19 protein-coding genes, 2 tRNA genes and 1 CRISPR repeat array are annotated in these 24790 nt (G+C 43.2%); of the genes, 13 read left to right on the top strand and 8 right to left on the bottom strand.

The window, feature by feature from the left end; translation table 11 throughout:
- Positions 1-154: 154 nt before the first annotated feature.
- The 9 genes from EQO05_RS02370 to EQO05_RS02335 all read left to right on the top strand — a co-directional run bounded on the left by EQO05_RS02370 (position 155) and on the right by EQO05_RS02335 (position 7732).
- The gene (locus EQO05_RS02370; protein ID WP_128503401.1) at positions 155-1351 is read left to right on the top strand and encodes a methionine adenosyltransferase; all 1197 of its coding nucleotides are present in this window, start codon (positions 155-157) and stop codon (positions 1349-1351) included.
- 327 nt (positions 1352-1678) lie between these two features.
- Positions 1679-1794, top strand: a tRNA-Tyr gene (locus tag EQO05_RS15375).
- A gap of 112 nt (positions 1795-1906) precedes the next feature.
- Positions 1907-1979, top strand: a tRNA-Asp gene (locus EQO05_RS02365).
- A gap of 251 nt (positions 1980-2230) precedes the next feature.
- Positions 2231-2863, top strand: coding sequence for a hypothetical protein (locus tag EQO05_RS02360; RefSeq protein ID WP_128503399.1), 633 nt, complete (start codon positions 2231-2233; stop codon positions 2861-2863).
- Positions 2864-2902: 39 nt separating this feature from the next.
- A complete protein-coding gene (locus EQO05_RS02355; protein WP_128503397.1) occupies positions 2903-4072 on the top strand; it encodes a Xaa-Pro peptidase family protein in 1170 nt (389 codons plus the stop codon).
- Positions 4073-4202: 130 nt separating this feature from the next.
- On the top strand, positions 4203-5093 hold the full coding sequence (gene map / locus EQO05_RS02350; RefSeq protein ID WP_128503395.1) for a type II methionyl aminopeptidase: 891 nt from the start codon (positions 4203-4205) through the stop codon (positions 5091-5093).
- Positions 5094-5258: 165 nt separating this feature from the next.
- Positions 5259-6062 (top strand): hypothetical protein, encoded by an 804-nt coding sequence (locus tag EQO05_RS02345; RefSeq protein ID WP_240664289.1) that lies wholly within the window; start codon positions 5259-5261, stop codon positions 6060-6062.
- A 27-nt stretch (positions 6063-6089) separates the two neighbouring features.
- Positions 6090-6377 carry a YunC family protein gene (locus EQO05_RS02340; protein WP_128503393.1) on the top strand — a complete coding sequence of 96 codons (288 nt, stop codon included), beginning with the start codon at positions 6090-6092 and terminating at the stop codon, positions 6375-6377.
- Positions 6378-6667: 290 nt separating this feature from the next.
- On the top strand, positions 6668-7732 hold the full coding sequence (locus EQO05_RS02335) for a TRM11 family methyltransferase (RefSeq protein WP_128503391.1): 1065 nt from the start codon (positions 6668-6670) through the stop codon (positions 7730-7732).
- Positions 7733-7806: 74 nt separating this feature from the next.
- Here EQO05_RS02335 and truA read toward each other — a convergent pair whose 3' ends face one another.
- Together truA and EQO05_RS02325 are read right to left on the bottom strand one after the other, a co-directional pair.
- On the bottom strand, positions 7807-8616 hold the full coding sequence (gene truA, locus EQO05_RS02330; RefSeq protein WP_128503389.1) for a tRNA pseudouridine(38-40) synthase TruA: 810 nt from the start codon (positions 8614-8616) through the stop codon (positions 7807-7809).
- An 8-nt stretch (positions 8617-8624) separates the two neighbouring features.
- Positions 8625-9545: a transcriptional regulator gene (locus tag EQO05_RS02325; RefSeq protein WP_128503387.1), complete on the bottom strand. Its 921-nt coding sequence runs from the start codon at positions 9543-9545 to the stop codon at positions 8625-8627.
- Positions 9546-9733: 188 nt separating this feature from the next.
- Here EQO05_RS02325 and EQO05_RS02320 point away from each other — a divergent pair, with 188 nt between their 5' ends.
- From EQO05_RS02320 to EQO05_RS02305, 4 genes are all read left to right on the top strand, one after another.
- The gene (locus EQO05_RS02320; RefSeq protein WP_128503385.1) at positions 9734-10804 is read left to right on the top strand and encodes a formate--phosphoribosylaminoimidazolecarboxamide ligase; all 1071 of its coding nucleotides are present in this window, start codon (positions 9734-9736) and stop codon (positions 10802-10804) included.
- 273 nt (positions 10805-11077) lie between these two features.
- Positions 11078-12409, top strand: a complete 1332-nt coding sequence (locus tag EQO05_RS02315) for an ATP-binding protein (protein ID WP_128503383.1) — start codon at positions 11078-11080, stop codon at positions 12407-12409.
- 196 nt (positions 12410-12605) lie between these two features.
- Positions 12606-13115 (top strand): 3-isopropylmalate dehydratase small subunit, encoded by a 510-nt coding sequence (locus tag EQO05_RS02310; RefSeq protein ID WP_128503717.1) that lies wholly within the window; start codon positions 12606-12608, stop codon positions 13113-13115.
- Positions 13116-13189: 74 nt separating this feature from the next.
- The gene (locus EQO05_RS02305) at positions 13190-14317 is read left to right on the top strand and encodes an isocitrate/isopropylmalate dehydrogenase family protein (RefSeq protein WP_128503381.1); all 1128 of its coding nucleotides are present in this window, start codon (positions 13190-13192) and stop codon (positions 14315-14317) included.
- A 721-nt stretch (positions 14318-15038) separates the two neighbouring features.
- Here EQO05_RS02305 and EQO05_RS02300 read toward each other — a convergent pair.
- The 6 genes from EQO05_RS02300 to EQO05_RS02275 form a co-directional block, all read right to left on the bottom strand.
- Positions 15039-15650 (bottom strand): ABC transporter ATP-binding protein, encoded by a 612-nt coding sequence (locus tag EQO05_RS02300; protein WP_128503379.1) that lies wholly within the window; start codon positions 15648-15650, stop codon positions 15039-15041.
- Positions 15640-16653: an ABC transporter ATP-binding protein gene (locus EQO05_RS02295; RefSeq protein ID WP_240664288.1), complete on the bottom strand. Its 1014-nt coding sequence runs from the start codon at positions 16651-16653 to the stop codon at positions 15640-15642. Before EQO05_RS02295 ends, EQO05_RS02300 begins: the two co-directional genes overlap by 11 nt.
- 143 nt (positions 16654-16796) lie before the next feature.
- Positions 16797-17654: an ABC transporter permease gene (locus EQO05_RS02290; protein WP_128503377.1), complete on the bottom strand. Its 858-nt coding sequence runs from the start codon at positions 17652-17654 to the stop codon at positions 16797-16799.
- Positions 17651-18643 carry an ABC transporter permease gene (locus tag EQO05_RS02285; RefSeq protein ID WP_128503375.1) on the bottom strand — a complete coding sequence of 331 codons (993 nt, stop codon included), beginning with the start codon at positions 18641-18643 and terminating at the stop codon, positions 17651-17653. The genes EQO05_RS02290 and EQO05_RS02285 overlap by 4 nt, the downstream gene beginning before the upstream one ends.
- 93 nt (positions 18644-18736) lie before the next feature.
- Entirely contained in the window at positions 18737-20356 is a 1620-nt protein-coding gene (locus EQO05_RS02280) for an ABC transporter substrate-binding protein (protein WP_128503374.1), read from the bottom strand.
- A gap of 579 nt (positions 20357-20935) precedes the next feature.
- On the bottom strand, positions 20936-22528 hold the full coding sequence (locus EQO05_RS02275; RefSeq protein ID WP_128503713.1) for an ABC transporter substrate-binding protein: 1593 nt from the start codon (positions 22526-22528) through the stop codon (positions 20936-20938).
- Between the two features lie 620 nt (positions 22529-23148).
- Positions 23149-24783: direct repeats of the CRISPR family, unit length 37 nt; unit sequence ATTCGTGAGCAAGATCCACTAAAACAAGGATTGAAAC.
- Between the last annotated feature and the right edge of the window lie 7 nt (positions 24784-24790).

Raw genomic sequence — 24790 nt, 5'->3', positions numbered from 1 at the left:
TATAATATTATTAGTGTCATAACGATATAGGAATTAATCAGAACCGAGTGCTAAAAATAGCAGACTGATGATACAACTGACCGAAAAATAGTAAACCAATAACATCAACATTTACTAACAAAACTATTATTAATTTTTAAAAAAGAGGATCCAAATGGCCCGAAATATCAAAGTGGAAGAGCTCTTCCAGACCCCTATAGAGAAGCAGCGGATAGAGCTTGTAGAACGCAAAGGGATAGGGCATCCTGACAGCATATCGGACGGACTGGCCGAAGCCGTAAGTCGCGCACTATGCAGGGAATACATAGGCAAATGTGGAGCCGTACTCCATCATAACACCGACGAAACCCAGATTGTAGCCGGGAGATCCAGCCCCAGGTTCGGGGGCGGAGAAATATTGCAGCCCATATACATTCTGCTGGTAGGCAGGGCAACAAAGGAATTCGAAGGGGTCGAGCTTGCTACCGAGTCGGTCGCCCTTCAAGCCGCCAGAAGATATCTTAAGAATACCCTTGTAAATATGGATCTCGAAAGAGATGTTATCATGGATTGCAAACTCGGAACAGGGTCATCAGACCTCAGGGATGTCTTCAAAAGAGACAGGGTTCCGGTTGCAAATGATACCTCATTCGGGGTCGGGCATGCTCCGTTTTCCGAGCTTGAAAACCTCGTATACAATACCGAAAGGCAACTGCTCACAGATCTTAAATCACGCATGCCTGCAATCGGCGAGGATATGAAGGTTATGGGGCTCAGGGATGGGGAGGATATAACCCTTACAATATGCAGCGGCATGATCGGCAGATACATCGACGATCTGGATAGCTATATAAGCATGACCCAGGAGATGCAGACATATGTCGAGGAACTTGCAACCCGATATACCGAACGCGATGTGAAAGTTTGCATTAATACCGGCGATAACCTGAAAACGAGCTGTATCTTCCTTACAGTTACAGGCACTTCAGCTGAAATGGGAGATGACGGTTCGGTCGGACGCGGAAATCGCTGCAATGGGCTGATTACGCCTAACAGGCCTATGAGTATGGAGGCAACCAGCGGAAAGAACCCGATTAACCACATAGGAAAAATCTATAATCTACTCTCAACCCAGATGGCCCGTGATATTGTAAAGCAGGTTCCGGAAGTCCAGGATGTTTATATCAGGCTGCTCTCCCAGATAGGAAAGCCAATTGACCAGCCGCTTGTTGCAAGTGCACAGATCATACCAAAAGAAGGCACTTCTTTTGCCAAGGTCAAAGCCGAAGCCGAGGTTGTTATGGATGACTGGCTTTCCAATGTGACGAAGATTACCGAAATGGTAATTAAAGGAGAGTTGGACACTTTCTAAATAAAGCAGATGTTACCGAGAAGAACCTTCAGGTTCTTTTCATAAAATTCTATTATAATTATTTTTGGCATTAGTTTAATTATAGTAAGATGCTGTTTATTTTAGTGATAAATTGTCTATTTTAGTGGAAAATATTTGATACTTAGTAAGAAGGTACTCAGTTTTGATGTGAAACTCTTTGTAAGAGCTGAAGGTTATGGCATGAGCCCACATATAAAAGTAGTACAAAATTGAGCCTATGCCCGCACCTAGCGAAAAACATATATATCATCACCATATATGAGATGGTGCACTCAAGCAGTGCGGTAGTGGATTAACATACATCGTCCCGCCTTAACTCAGTGGTAGAGTGCGCGGCTGTAGTTCGGCTCGTGCGGGTAAATTTACCCGTACATTTCCGCGCAGGCACCGCGATGTCCCCGGTTCGAGTCTGGGAGGCGGGACCTGATACATAACCCAGAATCGGAAACCTTCAACGGGAACATTTATATATTAAAAAAGCATTTAAGGTTTGCTCGCAACGCGGGCAAAAACAGTAGCAACAGAGACCGAAGTGTCCGGATAGTGTAGAGGCCTATCATGGAGCCCTGTCGAGGCTCCGACTCGGGTTCGAATCCCGGTCCGGGCGCTTCTTTTTTTTCGATTCGCTTACTTTATATATATTTTTGTTAAGCTTTTTAAGATTCCTGTTCTTAAAATCATTTTTAAAATGTCCTGCATAAACATCCTTTTAATTCATCCAGTCTAACTCGGGTGAAAGTCAAAGTGATGCTTCCAGACTGACCATTTTTTCATTAAAATCCATAAATTCATAATTCTGCAGCGGCAAGGATTAACTATATTTTACAAATAAAGGATGTATGAGTGAGAGAATGCAGGATGAAAACTGAGGTTGCTACTTCTGATGATTCCCAGGAAAAATTAAACCGTATACGTGAGAGATTCGAAGCCACCCGAGAAAGAACGGAACTTGAAGCTCTTGCCTTTATTGAAGCTACAAAACAGTTCGTCTCGGAATGGATTGAGAGAGAAATTGAAACGACCGTGCATTTTCCTGAGAGTGCAGCTTTTTCTGAGAATGTGGAGTTTGGTGACAGGGAAATCGGTGAATCAAACCTGTATCAGAAGGAGTTACCTCTCAAAATCTCAGATATTGTAGAAACGCACCTTAACCGCGAAGAGTACTGGATCCATAGAAACGCATTCTCTCAGCCAGACATTTCAAGGGACTATGTGGAATTTAAGAAAGAAAAAATTCGAAAGGAGCTGACCTCAAGCGTTCGAATTATCCTCGGCTGTGCCACCGAAACTTTCTGGAAACCAGAGGCGGGGGAGCCTGAGAATAAAGGATGGGTAAAAGAGAGGGGAAAGAGAAAATATGTTTGCTTTCTCAGGTTTTCGGATGAGATGACAGCCTCTCTTAACCTTTATTTTGCAATGCTTGAGGAACTTTTTGTTCTGGACTATGAAATGAAGCAGGAGATATTAAGGATCGAAGGAAAAAAGCCCTGATGATAAGACCTTTATGCACGGAAACCAGAAATATCTTGCATGGCAGAGCGAGAATTCAGCATAAAAAAAGCCCTTGAAGAAGCAGGAACTGATGCTTATCTTATGACAGGAAACCTTCACAATTCCGATATTTATTACGTGACCCACTTCCTGGCTTCCGACGATTTCGCGTACCTGCAGACCGGACCCGGAGAAGAGGTACTTTTTATTTCGGATATGGAAAAAGGACGAGCTGAAATCGAATCAAGGGTTTCGAAAATAAAAACCCTGCAGGATATGGGCTACAGAGAGAAGATGAAAGAAAAGAAAGATCCCTCTATTGCCTATGCCGCCTGCATCTCCGAACTGCTTGCAGGAGAAGGGATAAAGAAAGTGGCAGTACCTTATGATTTTCCGATATTCTACTCAAATTTTCTCACAGAAGCAGGTTTTTCCATAGTGCCCGTAAAAAGCCCTTTCAGAAAACTCAGAAGCTTGAAAAACCCGGAAGAGCTTGAAGCCATAAAATATGCCCAGATGGCCGGAGAAAAAGCAATGGAAGCCGCAACAGCCCTGATAGCAGGAGCAGACAAAAGGGAAGGTTTTCTTTACCACGCAGGGGAGGCGTTAACAGGAGCTAAAGTGCTCTCAGTTATAGACCATACCCTGCTTGACTACGGATGTGAGGCAGAAGAGACTATTGTTTCATGCGGCAGGGATACGGCAAATCCGCATGGAACTACGGATGGCCCTCTGAAGGCAAATGCCCCGATTATCCTGGATATTTTCCCCCGAAGCAAGAAAAAACGATATTTTGCGGATATGACGCGTACAGTCCTGCATGGAGAAGCTTCGGAAGAGCTAAAAAAAATGTATGAAGCTGTACTTGCAGCCCAGAAACGAGCGCTTGAGATGGTGAAGCCAGGAGTGCCGGCAGCCGAGGTGCATAGCGCCGTCTGCAATGTTTTCGAAGCACGTGGTTACCATACCTACAAAAGCGGGTCAAAAGTCGGGTTTATCCACTCGACAGGGCATGGGGTCGGGCTCGATATACATGAGCTTCCGGGGGTAGGAGAAACCGAAGTTCTACTTGAGGCAGGCAATGTGATCACCATCGAGCCTGGACTTTATTATCCCGAAACAGGAGGAATACGGCTTGAAGATATGGTCCTGGTTACTCAGAGCGGATGTCAGAATCTTACAGGGCTGGAAAAGAGATTTGTATTATAACAGGTTTACAATTTAAAGAGTATTATATTTTGTTTAGATCTTAATTAAGAGCATCGAATCTGCTCACATAAACTCTTACACTTCAACAAATTCGGTAAAATTCCAGTAAACTATCCAACAAGGGGTTAATATGACCGATAATGTGCACAATAAGCAAGAAATTCTTGAGAAATACAGGGAAGCAGGCAGGATCCTGAAAATTGTCAGGGCCGAAGCCGTGGAAATGATCAGGGTCGGAAACACTCTGCTGCAAGTTGCGGAATTTGTTGAAACCCGGACTATCGAGCTTGGGGGCAGGCCTGCTTTCCCCTGTAACATCTCAAGAAATCAGGAGGCTGCACACGCAACCCCGAAGGCAGGAGATACTGGCGTTTTTGGAAAAGATATGGTCAAGCTGGACCTCGGGGTCCATGTGGACGGATATATTGCAGATTCGGCTGTAACGGTTGACCTTTCAGGAAATTCCGATATCGTGAAAGCCGCCGAGGAGGCTCTTGCCGCAGCCATCGACCTTGCAAGACCAGGGGTCACTACAGGAGAGCTCGGGGCTGCAATCGAGGATAGTATTCGCAGTTACAACCTGAACCCGATAATGAACCTGACAGGTCACGGGCTTTCTCATTATGAGGCTCATGACGAGCCTGCTGTTCCCAACCGGCATGTGGAAGGAGGAGCCGTTCTAAAGGAAGGAGACGTGCTTGCAATTGAGCCCTTTGCAACGAATGGAGCAGGTCTGGTCCATGATGGGAACTGGGCTGAGATATACAGCCTTGTAAGAAAAAAGCCGGTCCGTATGCCCGCAGTCCGGAATGTCCTGAAACAAGCTGAAGAATACAGGGAATTACCTTTTGCAAAGCGCTGGCTCGAATCCGACAGATTGGAATTCGCATTAATTCAACTTGAAAAGGCAGGAATCCTTCATTCTTATCCTGTGCTTCTTGAAAGTGCAGGCGGGCTTGTAGCCCAGGCTGAACATACCATAATAATAACTCAGGATGGATGCGAAGTTACAACAAAATAATACCCGAAAATAAAGAGAAAAATATAACCTGTAAAGGAAAAAACTGTAAAGAAAATAAAATAAAAAAATCGAAAACAAACAGAAAACAAACCCAGGGTTAAAGAGGAGAAAGAGTATAAAAGTTAGAAAAGAGTAAAAAACTAAAAAAGATCTGAGTTGAATGCCTTGAGAGCATATATTCTTTCTCTAGCCGGTTTTTTGTTAATAACCCTTTTTGCGCCCGCTTTTCTCGCGGAGCCCTGTGATGCGGCTTTTGTACCCAGCAATAACATTACACTGGAAAGGGATGGAATGACCTGGGAATACCAGGAACAAATTACGGGTAATGAAGCCGTTCTTTTCAGAAACTTCATAGACCTGCAAGCAGGAAATGATGATAACTTTGTCAATGCATGGGAAATCCTGAAAGCTGAAACCGCTCTCAGAGATCAGATGGAAGAAGCTTTAAAAACCAGACCTGACGTGAAACTTAATGGCACTTCAGACCCGGTTAAGGCTACAAATATCGATTTCTGGCTCTCGAGAGAAGCTCTGGGTAAGGTTGGAAAAAACCTGTCAATTACCAATTCTGCCAGTGTAAGTTATATTTTTGAGAAGGAGCTTCGTCAGGATGCGAATATCTGGCTTCTGGGGACTCCATACTCGAATGTTACAATAACTCTGCCTGCCGATTTCGATATAAAAAAGACCGCCGGGCTGGACAACAAAAGTCAGGATTTCGGGAACAACCGTACCGTGCTTAAAGGTAGCTTCGGCCCGCAAAAGAATATAACTCTCTGGATCTCGGAGAATGAAAGCTCTATAGCCGGGCCAGAAGGTGGAAACGGAAGCGTTGAACAGGATGCAGGAAGCAAAAATAAAGAAGGGATAAATAAAACCGGAAATGCTGGAGAAATAGCGGAAGTTGGGAAACCTTCCGGGTCTTTCAAAGATATTTTTACACAGTTTTATCTGAGTACAAAAAGTTAATCTGGCTTGAAATTTATTCTGAAAAATATGCTTATCAAACAGATTCAGCTTGAGAAAGGGTGTGCTCTTGGTCTCCGCTTTGAGATGCAGAAATACCCTCTTCTGGTCATAAGGGCAGAGAAAGGCTTCCTGATGTGCGGATACCTCAATGTAAACGCTGCAGAAACACTTGGGGATACGGCAGCGAAGGTAAAAGGCGTAAAGAGTTTTGAAGATATGCTTAAAGCCCAGGTCGTTGAGGTAACCCAACAGGCTAGAGAACTCGGGATTGAACCTGGAATTACCGGCAGGGAAGCCCTGGAAAGAATGTTTTAAGGAAGAGATTGCTCTTAACTGAACTTATTAAGGCAGAATTTCAAGATCTACCGATTTCACTTTTCACGAAAGGGATTTAAACATAAGCATTTGCATTTTTTTCATACGCTCAACAATCTCTACTTTATTACAGTTATTTTATCGTAGTTTATTTTATTGTAATTTACTTTACTGTAGTTACTTTTAATTACTACTTCCACGTTTCACGCACGAAGTTTTATATTTACTTCTGCATTGCATGTCACGAACGCTATTTCGAATTATAATTATCAACCTATTCCGGATCACCAATGTTATACGCTTTTGAACTTTCTGGAGAACACGAAGAACTGCCCGCTGCCGAAGTTTTTGCCTGCCTTAAAACCGAGGGGCTTGATTTCCGGCTTCATACTGCGGTTGACCAGTGCCTGGTGGTGGAGATAACCGGCAAAGAAGAGAATGTGGAAAAAATTCTCACAGGTCCGGTAACCGACAGGCTGGCAATGACCCATCATATCCTGAAAGTTGCAGGAATTTCCGAAAACACTCCGGATGCAATCCTGCAACTTTCAGAAGCCTTTGATCCTTCAGATTACATAACGGAAGGACAGAGCTTTGTGGTTAGAGCAAAGCGAATCAAACATCACGTGGATTTTCCTGGGGAACTTCTGGAACGGAAAGTCGGAGGATGCATTTACAGGAAAGGCTTCAGGGCAAACCTGAAAAACCCTGACATCGAATTCAGGGTTATCCTGAGCGAAAAAGCTGTGTTCGGAACTCTCCTGTCCTCTATAGACAGAAGCGCATATGAAGCCAGGACTCCGCAGAATAAACCTTTTTTCCATCCTGGCGTTCTTATGCCTAGAGTCGCACGCGCCCTCGTAAACCTGGCGGAAATAAAGCCAGGAGAATTGATTCTTGACCCCTTTTGCGGGACTGCCGGGATTCTTATTGAAGCCGGGCTTGTGGGAGCAAGGGTTATAGGAATCGATGCGCAGGAAAAATTGGTTATGGGTGCCCGTATGAACCTTGAGGCTTTCAAACTGGATTACGCCCTGATGGAAGGAGATGCCTGCAGAATGCCTCTTAAAGAAGCCACAATAGATGCAATTGTCACTGATCCCCCATACGGCAGATCGGCAGCAATTCTTGCCGAATCCCTGGAAGAGCTTTACTCCTGTGCGCTTAATGAGATCCAGCGCGTGCTTAAGCCAGGAGGCATTGCAATTGTAGTCTCGGATAAAGCTGCATCGGAATACGGGGAAAAAGCAGGGCTTAAAGTTCTCAATATATATGCCCAGAGAGTGCATAGAAGCCTTACCAGGACAATAACCATTTTTCAGAAAGACAATTTTTCAGAAAGAATTGAAGAATAAGAATGGGAAATGAAAATAAAAATCAAAGTAAAGACGAATCAAGGATCAAAGTAAAAATGAAATTGTAATAAAGATTACTTGTGAGAAATCAGTTCTTCCAGTACTTCTGCCATAACCCTGTGTCTGAGGATATGCTTCTGGTTTTGATCGCCTGCTCTTCTGATAGAGTAGTTGTCTTCAATCCATTCTATTTTCTCGTCATAATTCACTTTCAGAAGAGTCAGTCCATAGGCAGGCGCCGGCTCAATCCCTTCTTCATAAATATCCGGATTAAGCATCTGGAGCAGCCAGTCATTGTCACGTACTCCTTTTCCGATCATGGAAAGAGCAGTTACGATTTTCCTGACCATATTCCAGAGGAAACTATTCCCTACAACATCGATTTTTGTAAGGTCTCCATCTACGCGGGCATTGATCCGTTCTATGGTTCGAACCGTACTTTTTTCTCCGTTGGTTCGTGAAAAGTTCTCAAAGTCATGGGTTCCAAGCAGCAGTTTTGAGGCTTCCCGAATCCTGGAAATATCGTATTCTTTCCCGGTCATCACATATCGGTAATGCCTGGAAACCGCATCTCTCCTGGCATCAAAGCTTCGAGGTACTTCCGCGTGAGCCCAGGTCCAGATTGCCGGAGGGAGTTCAGAATTTATAATCCTTGGAATTGCCAGATTAGGTTTATCCGTGTCAAAAGCGACAACCTGTTCAAGGGCATGGACCCCGGCATCAGTCCTGCCAGCGCAGGTATAATTCGCAGATTTGGGGCTTTCTATAATCCCGAGATTCCGGAGAGCCTTGAAGAGTTCTCCCTCCACGGTCTCGATATTGGGCTGGATCTGGGAGCCGTGAAACTCGGTGCCTATGTATGCAAGTTTTAAAGCGACTCTCATAAGAATCTTTACCTGGCTTTCTTCTTAGAATAGATTTCTCTTACAATCAGCAGGACTACTATAAAAAGACATCCTAAAAGGAACCAGATTCCGGGGTGAAGAGAAAGCGTATCATAAAGCCCGTGAATCCCTCCTGCGTGAGTTAACCCTTCAGGTGGGATAGATGGAACTCCCTGGACAGAGTCTAAACCATCTGGCACGGATACGGGAACTTCAGCTGTTTCCTGAATAGGGCCGGCTTCCAGTCCGGAAGAGGTGTTTCCAGTTCCTGTGTCCAGAGCCCCGGAACTTGCATTAAGGGCTCGGCTTTCGGGCATCTGCTGGTCGAGAGCGATTTTAGGACTTATATTGCTGCTCTCGTCCATTTCCATAGCCATTTGCTCCGGGGAAGGCTCAGCCGGTATTTCCATTGTCCCCATTCTCAAAGGTGCAGTCGCATCAATAACCCTTTTTGCCTGCATATACGCCGAAAAATACTCTATTCCTGCAGCTGCGAAAAACGCAGCCCCTATTACCCCCAGGTATTTCTGAAGCAGACTTATTATAGAGAGCCTGTCCATCGGGCTCTTTGAAGGGACAAGCACAATGAGTTTATCTACTGATTCATAGATCTTTACCTGCCGCCCTTTCTGGCTCCACTTTATCTGTTTTATTTTTATAAGATCGGATTCGACAAGGGCGTCAAGATTATACTTGACAGTAGTAAGGGGAAGCTTCAGTTCTTCTGCAATACCGGTTGCAGACATGCTTTCTTTCCCTAGTAGATCAAGAATTTTTAAGGATGTTTCATTGGAAAGAATTTGGGTTATCTTTCTGGATTCTCCGTTTACCGGAAGAACAAGTACCTTATCTCTCTGCTCAGTCTTCTCTGGACCTTCTGAAGGCTTACCCGTGTCCGAGAAACCGTCCCGATTTTCAAGCCCGTCCATAATTACTTCCTGGATTAAAAATCTGCCTATTTTTTATTCAGTCTGCCCTCTGGTTTACGCAGATCTTAATATAAACTTTTATTTTTGTATGTAATATACATCCGCTACTATGTTTATAAATAGAATCCAGACCTTAAACTTAAATATAACATTGTATATTCTAATCTAAATTTCCGCTGGTACCAATCATGATCACAAAACAGCAGGTTCTGGAACTTCTGAAAAATTACGACTTAGATAATATTACAATTGCGACAGTCTGTTCTCACTCAAGTCTTCAAATCTTTGATGGAGCTCGAAAAGAAGGCTTCAGAACTCTGGGAATCTGCGTTGGCAAACCTCCCAAATTCTATGAAGCTTTTCCGAGGGCAAAACCTGATGAGTACCTCATTGTCGATAGTTATGACGATATAATGAATAAGGCTGAGGAACTCAGAAAGAAAAACACCATCATTATTCCACACGGCTCGTTTGTTGCTTACCTTGGCACGGAAAATTTTGCAGAAATGACCGTACCGACTTTCGGAAACCGTGCTGTGCTCGAATGGGAATCGGACAGGAATAAAGAGAGGGAATGGCTTCTCGGAGCAGGTATCCATATGCCCGGAAAAATTGACGACCCTCGCGACATTAATGGGCCTGTAATGGTTAAGTACGACGGGGCAAAGGGTGGAAAAGGTTTCTTTGTCGCAAAAACGTACGAGGAATTCGATGAACTCGTAGACCGGTCCCAGAAGTACACTATTCAGGAATTTATTACCGGAACCCGCTATTATCTGCACTATTTCTACTCCCCGATCCGAAACGAGGGATACACTTTAAGCGAGGGCAGTCTTGAACTCCTGAGCATGGACCGCAGGGTAGAATCCAATGCCGATGAGATCTTCAGGCTGGGCTCACCAAAAGAGCTCATAGAAGCAGGCATCCGCCCGACATATGTGGTCACAGGAAACGTACCTCTCGTAGCAAGAGAATCCCTGCTGCCCCTTATCTTCTCTCTGGGAGAAAGGGTAGTTGAAGAATCCCTTGGACTTTTTGGCGGAATGATAGGGGCTTTCTGCCTTGAAACAGTCTTTACGGACGAACTTGAGATTAAGGTCTTTGAGATCTCAGCCAGGATTGTTGCAGGGACAAACCTTTACGTTTCAGGCTCACCTTATGCAGATCTGATGGAAGAAAATCTTTCAACTGGAAGGAGAATCGCCCGGGAAATCAAAATCGCTGCCCAGACGAACCAGCTTGATAAAATAATATCCTGAGTAGATAATGTCTTAGAATTATTTGAATGTGAAATTTATATTTAGAGGTTGAGGTAACTCCCAACCTCCAGATTTTTATAGATCCTAATTTCCGGAGAAATTTGCCGAACTTTTTAGGATTTTTGATTTACAGATTTTTGATGGCCAAACCGTTAGTTCTCTTTTTGATATTGCTTCCGGAAGTTCTCAAACCTCGAAAATTTAAAAATTGAGTTTTATTTAATCTCATGTGAGTAAATTATTTTAAATAGTTTTCAGTCCGATACTATCAAGATGCCCAAAGTCGAAAACAAAGAGCTCAGACCTGCTTTTGGGGGAAAAATTACCGGGAAGCTTCATGTGCTTGGAAATGAAGGAAACCCCGGAAAAGGTCTCCTGTCCGTTGGAAATTATATGGCACTTGATCACTCCAGGGGGGCTGCTGTTTATCTTGACGCCCTGAAGCCTCACGCTGTTTTGATCTGCGGCAAAAGAGGATATGGAAAATCCTATACTATGGGCTGCTTGCTTGAAGAGCTTACTTTTCTTGAGCCGGAGATTAAGAAAAGGCTTGCATCCCTTGTTATTGACACTATGGGAATTTTCTGGACAATGAACCAGCCAAACACATTTGAAGCCAGGAAGCTTAAAAACTGGGATCTTATTCCGGAAGGGCTTGAAACTGAAGTTTTCGTACCTGCAGGAAAAGTTGAGGCTTACAGGAAACGGAATATCAATGTAAAGCCGTTTTCCATCTCAATACAAGAACTTTCAGGAAGCCAGTGGTGCAGGATTTTTAATATAGAGGAAGTTACTCCCCCTGGAATTCTGCTTGTAAGGGCAATCGAGTCTCTCAGAGAAAGAGGGTCTGCATATTCATTTGAGGAAATTCTTAGTGAGATCAACGGGGACACACGCTCTGATGAGGCTTCGAAAGGGGCTGTAGAGAATTACTTCAGGGCAGTGAATTCCTGGGACCTTTTCTCAAAAGAAGGGACAGCACTATCGGAACTTGTATCGGGCGGGAAGACAACTATTCTTGATGTGAGTACGCTTGAAAATGAAAATGTCTGCGCTGCGGCAGTATCAATTCTTGCAGGCAGGCTGTATGAAGCGAGACTTGAGGCAAGAAGAATCTATGAAAAGAGGCTTATGGGGGAAAGGACTGACGAGGAAGAATTTCCCATGGTCTGGCTCTTTATAGATGAAGCACACATTTTCATACCTGCAAAGACTGAAAGCCTTGCCTCGAAAGTACTCATTAACCGCTGTCTCAGGCAGGGCAGGCAGCCTGGACTCTCCCTGATTCTGGCAACCCAGAGACCTGCAAGCCTGCATCCTGATGTCGTCTCCCAGAGCGATCTTCTTATCTGTCACCGCCTTACTGCGAGCGATGATATCCTGGCTCTGGAAAACTCACGTCCTCTTTATATGCAGGAAAGCCTTCAGTCCCATCTCAAGAAGATGGGAAGTGAAAGAGGAGTTGCCCTGATCGTGGACGACCATTCCGAGTCAGTTCATCTTGTGCGCATCCGCCCGAGATTAAGCTGGCACGGAGGAGGAGAGCCAAGTGCTTTTGAGCCTTTTTCCGAAAAAAAGAGCGCAGAAAATTCAGTTAGGCCATAAAAGTAACCCATTTTTATAGATTTTTCGGGGGAACTCGGGAGTAAAAATATGGGAATTATCAACCAATTTTTATATCATACCAGAAAATAGTTTAAATATTACCTGCGATACTTCAACCCTGTGAATGCAGCTAAATTCAGGCTGTAAGAATTCTAATAATAGCAGCATTTAATTGCAGCAAAAGACCGGTGATGTTATGAAAGGAAGAGCCTGGAAATTCGGAAATGACGTGGATACGGATGCAGTAATTCCCGGAAGGTACCTTATTTACAATACCCCTGACGAGCTTGCAAAGTACACGTTTGAAGGCGTGCGCCCCGAATTTGCAAAAAACGTTCACGAAAATGATATCGTGGTCGCGGGAAGCAATTTTGGTTGCGGCTCCTCACGCGAGCATGCGCCCCTTGCCCTTAAAGGGGCAAAGGTTGCCTGTGTAATTGCAAAGTCTTTTGCAAGGATCTTTTTCAGGAACGCAATAAATATCGGAGTTCCTGTTCTGGAATGCCCTGACACTGACAGGATCGATGATGGAGACGAGCTTGAAGTGGATCTTGCGACAGGAGTTATTGTAAACAGGACAAAAAATGAGACCTACCATGCAACCCCTCTCCCTGATTTCGTGCGTGAAATCGTTGATGAGGGAGGGTTTATAGAATATGCCAGGAAACTGGTCTCTGAGCGCTCAGAAACAGAAAATCTGTCCTGAGACAGCCCTGTCCGCGTTTGACATCTCGCAACAAAAAAGGCAGTTTTGCCTGTAAATTTGAAAGGAGTATAAACATGACGCAGTATAAGATTCCGGTCCTCCCGGGCGACGGGATAGGCCCAGAAATTATCGCCGAAGGCAGAAAGGTTATAGATGCTGCTGGCGAAAGATTCGGTTTTGATGTAGAATGGATTGAATACCCTCATGGAGCAGATCACTACCTTGAGACGGGAGAACTGATTTCGGAAGAGACCTTAAAAGAATTGTCAGGATACCCTGCCATTTACCTTGGCTCCATCGGAGACCCCAGAATTGCCCCTGGCATTCTTGAGAAGGGAATCTTATTAACTGCACGTTTTTACCTGGACCAGTACATCAACCTCCGCCCTATAAAACTCCTTGAGGGGGTCTGGACCCCTATTAAAGACAAGACCTCAAAAGATATCGACTTCGTGGTTGTCAGGGAAAACACCGAAGACTTCTATGTAGGTATCGGCGGCAGGGCAAAAAAAGGAGAGAGCAAAGATCTCCTCGAAGTCAAGCGAGCACTTTATTCCGTGAAATTCGGGCTTGATATCGAAACCGACAGCGAAGAGATAGGATACCAGATAGGCCTGATCTCCAAGGAAGGTACAAAAAGGGTTATCGAGTACGCCTTCGACCTTGCCGAGAACCGGAAAAAACACGTCTCGTCCGTTGACAAGGCGAATGTACTTTCTGATATTTACGGCTTCTGGAGAGAGGAATTCAACGCAGTTGCTGCAGAACATCCCGATTTCACCACGGATTTCAACTTTGTTGATGCCATAACTATGTGGTTTGTAAAAAATCCGGAGTGGTTCGACGTGGTAGTAACCCCGAACATGTTCGGAGATATCATCACGGATCTCGGAGCCATGATTCAGGGTGGCCTCGGCCTTGCTCCCGGCGGAAATATCAACCCTACAGGCACAAGCATGTTCGAGCCTATACACGGCTCAGCCCCGAAGTATAAGGGCCAGAATAAAGTTAACCCGATTGCCACAATCTGGGCAGGTGCCATGCTAATAGAACAGCTTGGAGAAAAAGAAGCCTCAGATATGATCGTGAGCGCAATCCAGAAAAATATTCTGGACGGCAAAGTCAAAACCTACGACATGGGCGGCAAGAACACCACCTCAGATGTCGGGGACGACATTGCAAGAGTAATAAAGGGAGAATAACTCAGGTCTCTCTTTCTTCTATTTTCTTTTTATAAAGATACAATTGCCGGAATAGGAGATTCACTCCAGATTTTAGCCTGTTTTTCAGGCAGCTTATCTCCGGGAAAACTCCTGCAAGAATCTCATATGTAAAGATACAAGTTTTTACAGCAGGGTCATCCTCCATTTCCTGATATTTACGGCTTCTATCTTTTTAGTTTCTTCTTCATCTGTGCCGAAAATTCCAAATCCTTTTACCTCGGTGCCGTCAATCACAGGACAGACAATTGATAGTTTTCCTTCCTAAGGGAAAAATTCCTTCCTGCCGAAGGGAAAATTCCTTCTCCCGTGTTCCCGGATTATTTCTTCAGCCCCAGGCTCGTTTAGGTATCTTGCAGCCTTCAGGATAACGAGAGTGTACACTCGGTTTTTGTAATCATTCTTTCATGTATTCGTCGGTAATCGGTATGGTTCATTCCTCCGGAGAAACTGATAATTACTGAGGAATGAGTGTTAACAGAGGGAATTTATTAAGGTTCTTATTGTGACTTGTTATCAAGTTTCTAATTATAATCTCATATTATTCGCGAACAAAGCCACTAAAAAGAGACTAAAATCTGCTGTAAAAGCGGGAATCTAAAGGTCAGGTTAGCGTTATAACCTCCAGGTTAAAAACCCGGAGATTTTACGCTTCATTGTACAAAACAAAAGCCTTTCATGTGAACGATCGACAGCCCTTTACTCAAGCACTGGATATATCTTTTAAATAAACGGTATTGTGGCATAAGCGATTAATTAAATTCCTGTCATGGCTTACAACAAGTACTCCGATATTGAGTTCTTCGACAGTATTTAAAACTACATTCCAGATCTGGGCTTGAGTAATAGCATCTACCATTGTGGTTATCTCATCAGCGATTAAAAATCTGGTTTTAGGGCTTAAAACTCGGGCAAGGGCGAATCTCTGGAGTTCGCCTCCGGAAAGCTCATTAGGCCATCGGTTAAGCCAGCTCTTTTTTATCCCGAATGAGTCTAAAATCTCCTGTGAAACAACATGCCCTTCGTTTAAAGTATCTTTCATTTTCCATTTAGGATTTACAGCTTTTTCCGGGTGTTGAAAAACAAGCTGGACCGGATTGTAACCTTTTGACAGGATTTCTTTTCCATCTAGACTTACCTTCCCCTGATATCTATTCTCGTAGCCTGCTAATACTTTACATAAGGTTGATTTCCCGCTTCCACTATCCCCGATAAGGCCCAATACCTCTCCGCTCTCTAAAGAAATATTGACATCTTTTAGAATTAAATTATTTCTTTTATATCCGAAAGTAAGATTCTCGCCCTTAAGCCGCATTATTGCACCTCACCATGCCTCCGTTGACCTGCTTAAGCTGGGGGATACCCTGAGAACAGAGAGCTTTCTTTTTAGAGCACCTTTCATAAAAGATACATCCGTCAGTGACCTCATCCTGCATTGGCTGATGACCTTTGATTGCCTGGAATCTGTTCTGGGGGAGTGCGTTCCAGAGTGCACGGGTATATGGGTGCCTTAAATTCTCACCATTGTTTTTAAAGTCCTCAACATTAGCCACTTCCAAAACCGTACCTGCATAGAATACTGCAATCTTATGAGAGATTTTTAGTGCAGCCTCTATATCATGAGTTATAAGTATCACTGCACAGCCCCGGTCTGCCATGCCCTTGAAGTAGCTCAGGGTCTCATTCAATGTTTTCTCATCTAACCCCGGAGTGGGTTCATCTGCAATTATAAGTTCTGAAGAGCTTATTACGGCAGTGGAAACCAGAACTCTCCGGGTCATTCCCCCTGAAAGCTCATGAGGAAGCATTCTTTCAACTTCAGGTCTTAAATTATATCTCTGAAAAACTTCTCTCTGAAGTTTTCTCATTAAGCCTTCATTTTTCCTCTCAACACATCCTATTACCTGGCTGGAGATTTTCATTAAAGGATCAAGATAGGTTGTAGCTTGCGGAATCAGGGCTATTTCATTACCTCTCACTTCTTCTTTTCTTGCCTGGGTGAGTTCTTCGCCATCATATTCTATCTTACCGTCAAGTTTTGCATTTGAAGGTAAAATTCCTAAAATCGCATGAGCCAGAAGACTTTTACCGGATCCGCTTGACCCTACAACAGCCAGAATCTCGCCCTTATAAGCCTGCAGGCTCAAATTAGAGATTACTTTTAGCTCAGTTTGCCTGAGTCCCGAGGCATATTGAGTGAATGAGAGTGAAAGATCCTCTACATTTAATAGAGCTTCCGTTTTTCTCTTATTCCCGGCAACCGCCTTAAACGCAGTCATTAACTCATTTTTAGTGCTTATTTCAACCTTGTCTCCCATATTTAACACCCTTAAATCTGGATTCAACTTATTTTGGATCTAACAGTTTCTAGCCTGAAGATGATTAAATAAAAATTTGAAGCCGTATTCTATTTCGAAATAGATATAGGGCAAAAAAGTTCCTTTATTCCAGCGATTGAAGTTTATTCATGAGCATTCTTCGGGTTCATCAACTTTCCCAAATTTTCTCCAATAATATCAAATGCCAGGACTACGATTAGCAGAGACAATCCAGGGAAAAATGCGAGCCACCAATATCCAGCTGAGAGGTATCGCATAGACTCTGATAGGATTATACCGATTGCAGGTTCATGCGGGGAGAGCCCAAACCCCAGGAATGTGACTGAAGCTTCATGTAAAATCGCGTGTGGAAACATTAAAATCGTGCCTAAAAGTATCTGGGGAACCAGGTGAGGCAGAATGTGTTTTGTAGCTATCCACCATTTTGACCTGCCAAGATTCCTGGAGATATGAATGTACTCCTGGGTTTTCAGTTGCTTGATTTCTGCCCTTACGACCCTTGTTAAGCTTGGCCAATGCGTTAATGCAACTCCGATAATAACTCCTGTTGCTCCCCCTCCCATTCCTATGGAAATGAGAATTATTAACAGAAGATGCGGAATTGAAAGAAATAAATCGACCAGCCAGGATACAAATGCGTCTGCACTCCTTCCTGCGCTTGAAAGTAATCCTAAAATTACAGTCAGTACAGTACTGATCGTGGAAGCAAAGCCCCCGACCAGTATACTTAGACCCAGTCCCTCCAGAGTCCTTATAAACATGTCTCTGCCCATCCAGTCCGTCCCAAACGGATGCTCCAGAGAAGGTGCAAGGTTTTTGGAGCCGAAATCAGTCTGTAAGGATTCCCCTTCCAGAAACACGCTGGAAATTACAATTGCAAGCAATAAAAGTGAGGTTGAGCCTATTATTAAAAGAGTTTTCTGCCTTAGATTCAGTCCCCGGAACAACCCCCTGTTAACTGTCACAACAGCAGTACTCATATTGATGCCTCCTGTTGCTTTATTCTGGGATCAACAAATTCGTAGATAATGTCAGCAATAAGGTTTCCGAAGAAAACAAACAAAGCACTGAAGATAACTATTCCCAGAAGCAGCGGCACATCCGATCGTAATCCTGCTGCAACTGCAGCCTGCCCGATTCCAGGATAGGAGAAAACCTGCTCAACAAGGACTGTCCCACCGAATAATTCACTGAATCCTAAAAATTGCAGGGTAATGGCAGGAAGTGCGACATTTCGGATTCCATGCCTCAATACCACGTCCATTCCTTTTTCGCCTCTTGCTTTTGCAAATAGCACGTAGTCGCTGGACAGGACTTCTATTAATTTTTCCCGGGTGAACATTGCAATCTTGGCAACGTCCAGCAAACTCAGAGTCAGCGCGGGGAGAATTAAACGCTGAACCCAATCAAAAAACGTCACATTGTCGGCTGTAACGCCTATAGGCACACTTAATCCTATGGGGAACCAGCCAAGATACACCGAAAAGATCATCAGAAATACCAGTGCCAGCCAGAAAGTCGGTGCAGCCGCCAGAGCGTAACAATAGATTTTTATTGCCTTATCTACCCACGTTCCCTGCTTTGCGCCTGCTACTATTCCCAGGACAAAACCCAGGAATCCAGCAAAAAGCCATGAGATTCCCATTAGAACCAGGGAAGCTGTAAACCTTTCTTTAATAACATTAATAACAGGCATTCTATAAATTAATGAAGTTCCGAAATCACCTTTGATAATATCTCCAGCCCAGTTCAGGAATTTTTCCTGCGGAGGCGTATTAACCCCCCAGTACTCTTCAAGTTGGGCTTTGTGCTCCGGGGTTACTGGCATTTCCCCAATATAAGCTCTAACAGGATCTATAGGCGAATATTGGATAAGCATGAAACTTGCAAAGCAGACTAAAACCAAGAGGCTTGCCAACCTTAGGGTTTTTTTTCCTATGAAGCCCGCAATTTTTTCGTTCTTTACCACGCTATTCCCTCGTACATTAAATATTTTACACCGAATTTTTCTTTTAACACCATAACTGCAGGGTTGAGAGCCCACAGTTAAAGGGCTAATCACTCATTCCGAATTCGAGCTGGCTGCATCTACCCTTTTCCACTCATAGATATTTCCCAGAATATCAGATCCTGCATTTTTTTGAGGGGTCCCTATATCCAGAGTTTCATCTACCATATAGAGGTAATCGGTTGTTACCAGCCACAGCCAGGGCGCATCTCCTGCAGGCCCATAACCGGCATTTCCATCATAAGCAGCTAGTTGCCAGTATTTTGTAGCCTCATTTTGATCTTCCGACCTTAAAGCTGCATCCAGATATCCATCTACAACAGGATTACTGTAAAGGCCAGGATTTCTGTAAGTGTCGTCTGCTTCTTTGCTGTGGTATTGCAGATATAGAGTAAAGGTATCGATATTACTGTAAGCGTATAAAACGGCTGAATTGTACTGATTAGCGTATATCTCATCCCAGCTTGCGCCTGCAAGGTCTATATTTATACCTAATTTTTTAGCCTGCTCGCTTACAGCTACTGACAGAGCCTGCCTTGTCTGGTCGTCAGAAGAATAATAGAGTTTAAATTCCGCTTTAGTTCCGTCTTTTTCCCGAATCCCATCGCCGTCAGTATCTTTCCATCCTGCATTTTCTAACATTTTTCTGGCTTCTTCGAGATTTGAATCATTTATTCTGGCTTTGGGGTTGCCATAGTCCCGTTGATCTACTCCGGTGTATTCTACGTCTCCTTTTCCGGAGATTACTCCTTCAACCAGGGCTTTCCGGTCGATACCTATGTTTAAAGCTTTTCGAATTGCGATATCGGCTGTTACGTTATTGCCTATCGGGTCTCCTGTGAGGCTTTCTTCGCCGGTATCATTCTGCATAGGGAACGAGATTCCCAGTGCTCTTGCTGCCGGAAGAGCTACTAAATTATATCCGTCTATGGTTTGATTTGCATGACTGATCTCGATTTCAGCTATGTCCACCTCACCTGACTTTGCAGCTGCAAATGCGGTATCCTTATCCAGGAATAACATGGTTATTTTTTTGAAATAGGGTTTTTCTCCATAGTAATCTTCGTTTAATTCGAATATTGCCTGTTGACTTCTGTCCCATTGCACCAGTTTATATGGACCTGATCCTATCGGATTGGACCCATAGGTTTCTTTTTCATATGCATGTTCCGGCACAATCCCAACATATCGGAGTTTCCATATGAAGCTTGACTGGGGTTCTTTTAATTCGAATTTAACCGCAGTATCATTTATTGCCGTAGCCTTTTCGAGATTACTCATATCCAGCTCGGAGTTACTTCCGATTGCCGTATTAAATGTAAACGCTACATCTTCTGCGGTTAATTTTTCACCGTCTGTGAACCTGGCATCACTTCTAATATTCACGGTCCATACTTTTCCATCCGGACTAACCGAATAATTCGTAGCAAGATCATTTATCATGCCCCCGTCATCCGCGGATTTGAAGAGGGTGCTCTGTATCAGCGGCTCGAAATTCACGTGGCCGCAGCCCCATCCGAGAATAGGATCAAATCCGGTTTCGGGTTCGCCTGTATGCCCGTATACATTTACCACAAGTTCATCCGAACCCTGTGAAGTTAATTTATCCGAACCTCCGGAAACTGATTCTTCCGAGACCTGGGTGCCAGGGCTGGTGGGTTCACCGCCCGGCATAAAAATAAAAGCGGCGACCAGAATTACGGCTACTGCCCCAATTAAAAAATATTGCTGGTTTTTCTGAATTCAAACTCCTCCTTTGTTTTATCAAGATCCTGAATATTTAGCAAGAACCAAACCATTAAGCGAGAGTAAACCTTAAGAAACACTTTTGATTGTTGAGAGGATATGAAAATTATTAAATATTATTTTTCTCATATAATATGGCAATAAATGTTACTTATTGCAAAGGAGTTAAGACAAATTAATTAAAACAATTTAACTATAAATAAATTCCGAAATGTATGTGTTACTAAACTCTTATTTTCTAGCCGATTAGTATTACTTAATAGAAATTATATTTTTTTTCCCGTGTGTGAAAGGGGTGAAAGTTTAATACTGAAATATAAGCTTGGATCAGGATAATTCGAAAAGTAAAAGAAGCTATTAAATAAGCTTCACCCACTGAGAAACCTGCAGAAAGCGAGCATATTAACCTGAAGATAAGAATTGGAAAAAATAATCCGGAGGATTTTACATCCCCGGTTTACCCGTGAACTTTCAGAAACAATTCCTGAATGAAATTCGGTTTTCTGTTCAATTTGTCATACGTTTCCATTCCAGGATATTACCGAAAATATCTGCACCATGCGGCTGTATTTTGGGAGTTCCGATATCTAAGTCCTCATCCATAATGAAGACATAGTTAATAGTTGCCAACCACGTCCAGGTTGCATCTCCTTTTGCAGAAAAGCCTGTCGTCCCATCCCAGGCAGCCAGTTGCCAGTTTTTGTTGGCAGTTTCCGGATCAACACTGGTTATGGCTGTCCTCAGATAATTATCGACAACCGGATTGTTGTACATTATTATGTTGTTGTAGCTTGAAGGGTTGTAGCTTTTACTGTAATATTTCAGATACAGGTCAGCCGGATCGAGCGAACCGAAGCCGAAAAGTACCGGATTTGAATGCGCCAGGGTATCGATTTCGTTCCAGCTCTTGCCCTCGATTTTAATGTTCATGCCCAATTTTTTAGCTTCTTCACTCAATGCAATGGCTAATGCTTGCCTTTCCTGTGCATTTGAATAGTATAATAAAGTAAATTCAGCCTTCATTCCATCTTTCTCAAGGATGCCGTCGCCATCGGTATCTTTCCAGCCGCCGTCGGATAAAATCTTCCTGGCTTCATCCACTTTTCCATCTTCAAAAATCGCTTCCTTATTTCCGAATGGCAGTTTGTCCACTCCCGTAAATTCTTCTTCGCCCTGCCCGTTTAATGCTCCGTTAATCAATACCTGTCTATCTATTCCAATGTTCAGGGCTTTTCTTATCGCAGGGTCGAAAGTAACATTGTTCCCGATTGAATAGCCATTTTCCGTTCTCCTGCCTGTATCGGGCTGCATTGGGAAGCTTATTCCCCGCGCGTCGATAGAGTCAAGAGATACTATTTTCATTCCATCTACTTTCTCGTTAGCATAGGAAGAGGGAATCTCGGCAAGGTCAACCTGTCCTGATTTTGCAGCTGCAAAAGCCGTGTCGGACTGCATGAAAAGTAGAGTTAATCTTTTAAAGTATGGTTCCTGCCCGTAATAATCCGGATTCACTTCAAAGATCGCCTGCTGTCCTTTATCCCATTGTACAAACCTGTAAGGACCCGACCCGATCGGGTTATCCCCGTAAGTCTCGTCGTAAGCATGTTCCGGCACAATCCCGAGAACCGCAAGCTTATTGATGAAAGTCGCCTGCGCATCTTTTAATCTGAACTCAACCGTAGAATTATTGAGAGCTACAGCATTTTCCAGCATGGAGAGATCCACTCCACTGGAATTTGCCGCAGTATTGAGAGTAAATGCAACATCCCGGGCAGTTAAAGGCACTCCATCATGGAATGTGACGTCATCCCTGATAGTGACAGTCCAGGTAAAACCGTCCTCACTAATAGAATAATCAGTTGCTAAATCACGGATCAGATACCCGTTACTATCCTTTTTGAAAAGAGTACTTTGAACCAGAGGCTCGCGATTGTAACCCCATCCGGTAATCGGATTAAAACCTGTCTCGGGTTCTCCTCCATGGGTGCCTATTGCTGCTATAAGTTCATCCGAGCCCTGCGAAGTTAATTTGGCCGAGCCCCCGGCAATCGATTCCTCCGAAATCTGGCTTACAGGAGCAGCAGGCTTACCGTCCGGCATAAATACAAAAGTAGTCGCTAGAATTACGGCTATTGCCCCTATTAACAAGTATTGCTGGTTTTTCTTAATTTAAACTCCTCCTTTCCCGTACTTATGATAAATTGTCAGGGTTGTACTGCCCTACCGTAGTACTTTTAATGATCTTGAGTCATAAAAATAACACGAGATGAGCAGAAGGTAATACTTTTGCGATACGTTTTTAACGGTAAATAAGATTAGAAGATTAGAAGGATTTTGTTATAAATACTTTCCTAAATTAAAGTAATATTAAGTTAGTTGTTTTGTTAAAAATTGTGATACAAGATAAGAGTTTATTATTTTATAGAGCTTAGACTGATCACAACCTCCGGATGAAAAAGATAGCCTAAATTTTGATGTTTTTAAAAATCAAAAATTATTACATTAAGCCCATCTCTCAATCTATCTAAAACGGTAAAACGGATCTAAATACAAAAATTTAATAGAAAGAAAGGCGTATTTTGAAACGTACGCAAACCGCTAAAAAACCCTGTTTTTCTTGTATTTATAAAGGGTTTGATAATATCCCAACAAGAAATTTAGTTTTAATATAGGGCTGATCTAAGGCTTTTTCTAGCCAAATAACGGAAAATTTTGCCCTTATTCGTGAGCAAGATCCACTAAAACAAGGATTGAAACGAAAGCCTTAGATTAAACCGAGTTTAGACTGTTTATTCGTGAGCAAGATCCACTAAAACAAGGATTGAAACAAATAAAATCAGAGGGGCTGAATACACTTATTACATTCGTGAGCAAGATCCACTAAAACAAGGATTGAAACCAGTATGCAGCCTGATCCGTTATACTGCCGTCCGGATTCGTGAGCAAGATCCACTAAAACAAGGATTGAAACTTTTCATTTTTCCCGCAATTAGTATAATCTAAACTATTCGTGAGCAAGATCCACTAAAACAAGGATTGAAACTAAATAAAAGTGCGTCATCATCCCGAACATGAACATTCGTGAGCAAGATCCACTAAAACAAGGATTGAAACTAAATGTAATCCATTCGCCTGCTGGATAGCAAATTGTATTCGTGAGCAAGATCCACTAAAACAAGGATTGAAACGAGCCAGACGCCAGGCAAGGAGAGCGCCAGTATAAGATTCGTGAGCAAGATCCACTAAAACAAGGATTGAAACAATGCGCCTGCGGAAATGTCTGGCGTGATAAAGTAGAATTCGTGAGCAAGATCCACTAAAACAAGGATTGAAACCAGGATTGGGGCCCTATTTCCCATAAAACCCCCTTATTCGTGAGCAAGATCCACTAAAACAAGGATTGAAACGTCTTTGCATTTGTCTTTGTTGGCCTGGTCAGACTTAGATTCGTGAGCAAGATCCACTAAAACAAGGATTGAAACCCTCCATATATATAGAATGTGCTAAAGAAATCATATTCGTGAGCAAGATCCACTAAAACAAGGATTGAAACTTGTCCCAAAAGAAACGCAAGCTCGTATTCCTCTCATTCGTGAGCAAGATCCACTAAAACAAGGATTGAAACGGACAGCCTGGGAAGCCTTGCAGCCCCTTTTTGATATTCGTGAGCAAGATCCACTAAAACAAGGATTGAAACTCTAAAAGCTCTCTTCTTCGGTCAATATCATGAATCATTCGTGAGCAAGATCCACTAAAACAAGGATTGAAACCACTTAATAAGCTCAATAAAGAGAACTGCTATAAAATCATTCGTGAGCAAGATCCACTAAAACAAGGATTGAAACTTATTTTCAAACTGTTTTTTAATTGTTTTTTAAAAAATTCGTGAGCAAGATCCACTAAAACAAGGATTGAAACAAGAGACCTATTATGGCATTTATGAACCCTGCGAAAGATTCGTGAGCAAGATCCACTAAAACAAGGATTGAAACAATATTGAGTTGCTGCACCTCTTTTTAGTGTGCCATTATTCGTGAGCAAGATCCACTAAAACAAGGATTGAAACAGTTTGTCCTTCCACTTGAAGAGCTCCTGGACTATCTCATTCGTGAGCAAGATCCACTAAAACAAGGATTGAAACACAACAGTTGGGACCGGTTCAGGCAGTTCCACATTCGTGAGCAAGATCCACTAAAACAAGGATTGAAACACTCTAAGCGTTCGCTCTCTTAATCCGCGTTTTTCTATTCGTGAGCAAGATCCACTAAAACAAGGATTGAAACTTTCCACGATTAAATACACTAATTATACCGCCTCCATTCGTGAAAAAGTACGGGAAGGCTTATGCTGTCGATTATGGGA

Origin of the sequence: Methanosarcina sp. MSH10X1 (genome assembly GCF_004099695.1) — an archaeon.
Classification (GTDB): Archaea; Halobacteriota; Methanosarcinia; order Methanosarcinales; family Methanosarcinaceae; genus Methanosarcina.
Note: the sequence above shows the minus strand (reverse complement) of the source record. Positions and strands in the feature narration are given on the sequence as shown.

Bases quoted from the DNA above. Each gene is read 5' to 3' on its own strand.
- EQO05_RS02355 (WP_128503397.1), top strand. From the start codon at position 2,903: ATGGCAGAGCGAGAATTCAGCATAAAAAAAGCCCTTGAAGAAGCAGGA.
- EQO05_RS02320 (WP_128503385.1), top strand. From the start codon at position 9,734: ATGATCACAAAACAGCAGGTTCTGGAACTTCTGAAAAATTACGACTTA.
- EQO05_RS02280 (WP_128503374.1), bottom strand. From the start codon at position 20,356: ATGCCGGGCGGTGAACCCACCAGCCCTGGCACCCAGGTCTCGGAAGAA.
- EQO05_RS02370 (WP_128503401.1), top strand. From the start codon at position 155: ATGGCCCGAAATATCAAAGTGGAAGAGCTCTTCCAGACCCCTATAGAG.
- EQO05_RS02290 (WP_128503377.1), bottom strand. From the start codon at position 17,654: ATGAGTACTGCTGTTGTGACAGTTAACAGGGGGTTGTTCCGGGGACTG.
- EQO05_RS02295 (WP_240664288.1), bottom strand. From the start codon at position 16,653: ATGGGAGACAAGGTTGAAATAAGCACTAAAAATGAGTTAATGACTGCG.
- EQO05_RS02315 (WP_128503383.1), top strand. From the start codon at position 11,078: ATGCCCAAAGTCGAAAACAAAGAGCTCAGACCTGCTTTTGGGGGAAAA.
- EQO05_RS02360 (WP_128503399.1), top strand. From the start codon at position 2,231: ATGAAAACTGAGGTTGCTACTTCTGATGATTCCCAGGAAAAATTAAAC.
- EQO05_RS02310 (WP_128503717.1), top strand. From the start codon at position 12,606: ATGAAAGGAAGAGCCTGGAAATTCGGAAATGACGTGGATACGGATGCA.
- map (WP_128503395.1), top strand. From the start codon at position 4,203: ATGACCGATAATGTGCACAATAAGCAAGAAATTCTTGAGAAATACAGG.
- EQO05_RS02275 (WP_128503713.1), bottom strand. From the start codon at position 22,528: ATGCCGGACGGTAAGCCTGCTGCTCCTGTAAGCCAGATTTCGGAGGAA.
- EQO05_RS02305 (WP_128503381.1), top strand. From the start codon at position 13,190: ATGACGCAGTATAAGATTCCGGTCCTCCCGGGCGACGGGATAGGCCCA.
- EQO05_RS02300 (WP_128503379.1), bottom strand. From the start codon at position 15,650: ATGCGGCTTAAGGGCGAGAATCTTACTTTCGGATATAAAAGAAATAAT.
- truA (WP_128503389.1), bottom strand. From the start codon at position 8,616: ATGAGAGTCGCTTTAAAACTTGCATACATAGGCACCGAGTTTCACGGC.
- EQO05_RS02340 (WP_128503393.1), top strand. From the start codon at position 6,090: ATGCTTATCAAACAGATTCAGCTTGAGAAAGGGTGTGCTCTTGGTCTC.
- EQO05_RS02325 (WP_128503387.1), bottom strand. From the start codon at position 9,545: ATGGACGGGCTTGAAAATCGGGACGGTTTCTCGGACACGGGTAAGCCT.
- EQO05_RS02335 (WP_128503391.1), top strand. From the start codon at position 6,668: ATGTTATACGCTTTTGAACTTTCTGGAGAACACGAAGAACTGCCCGCT.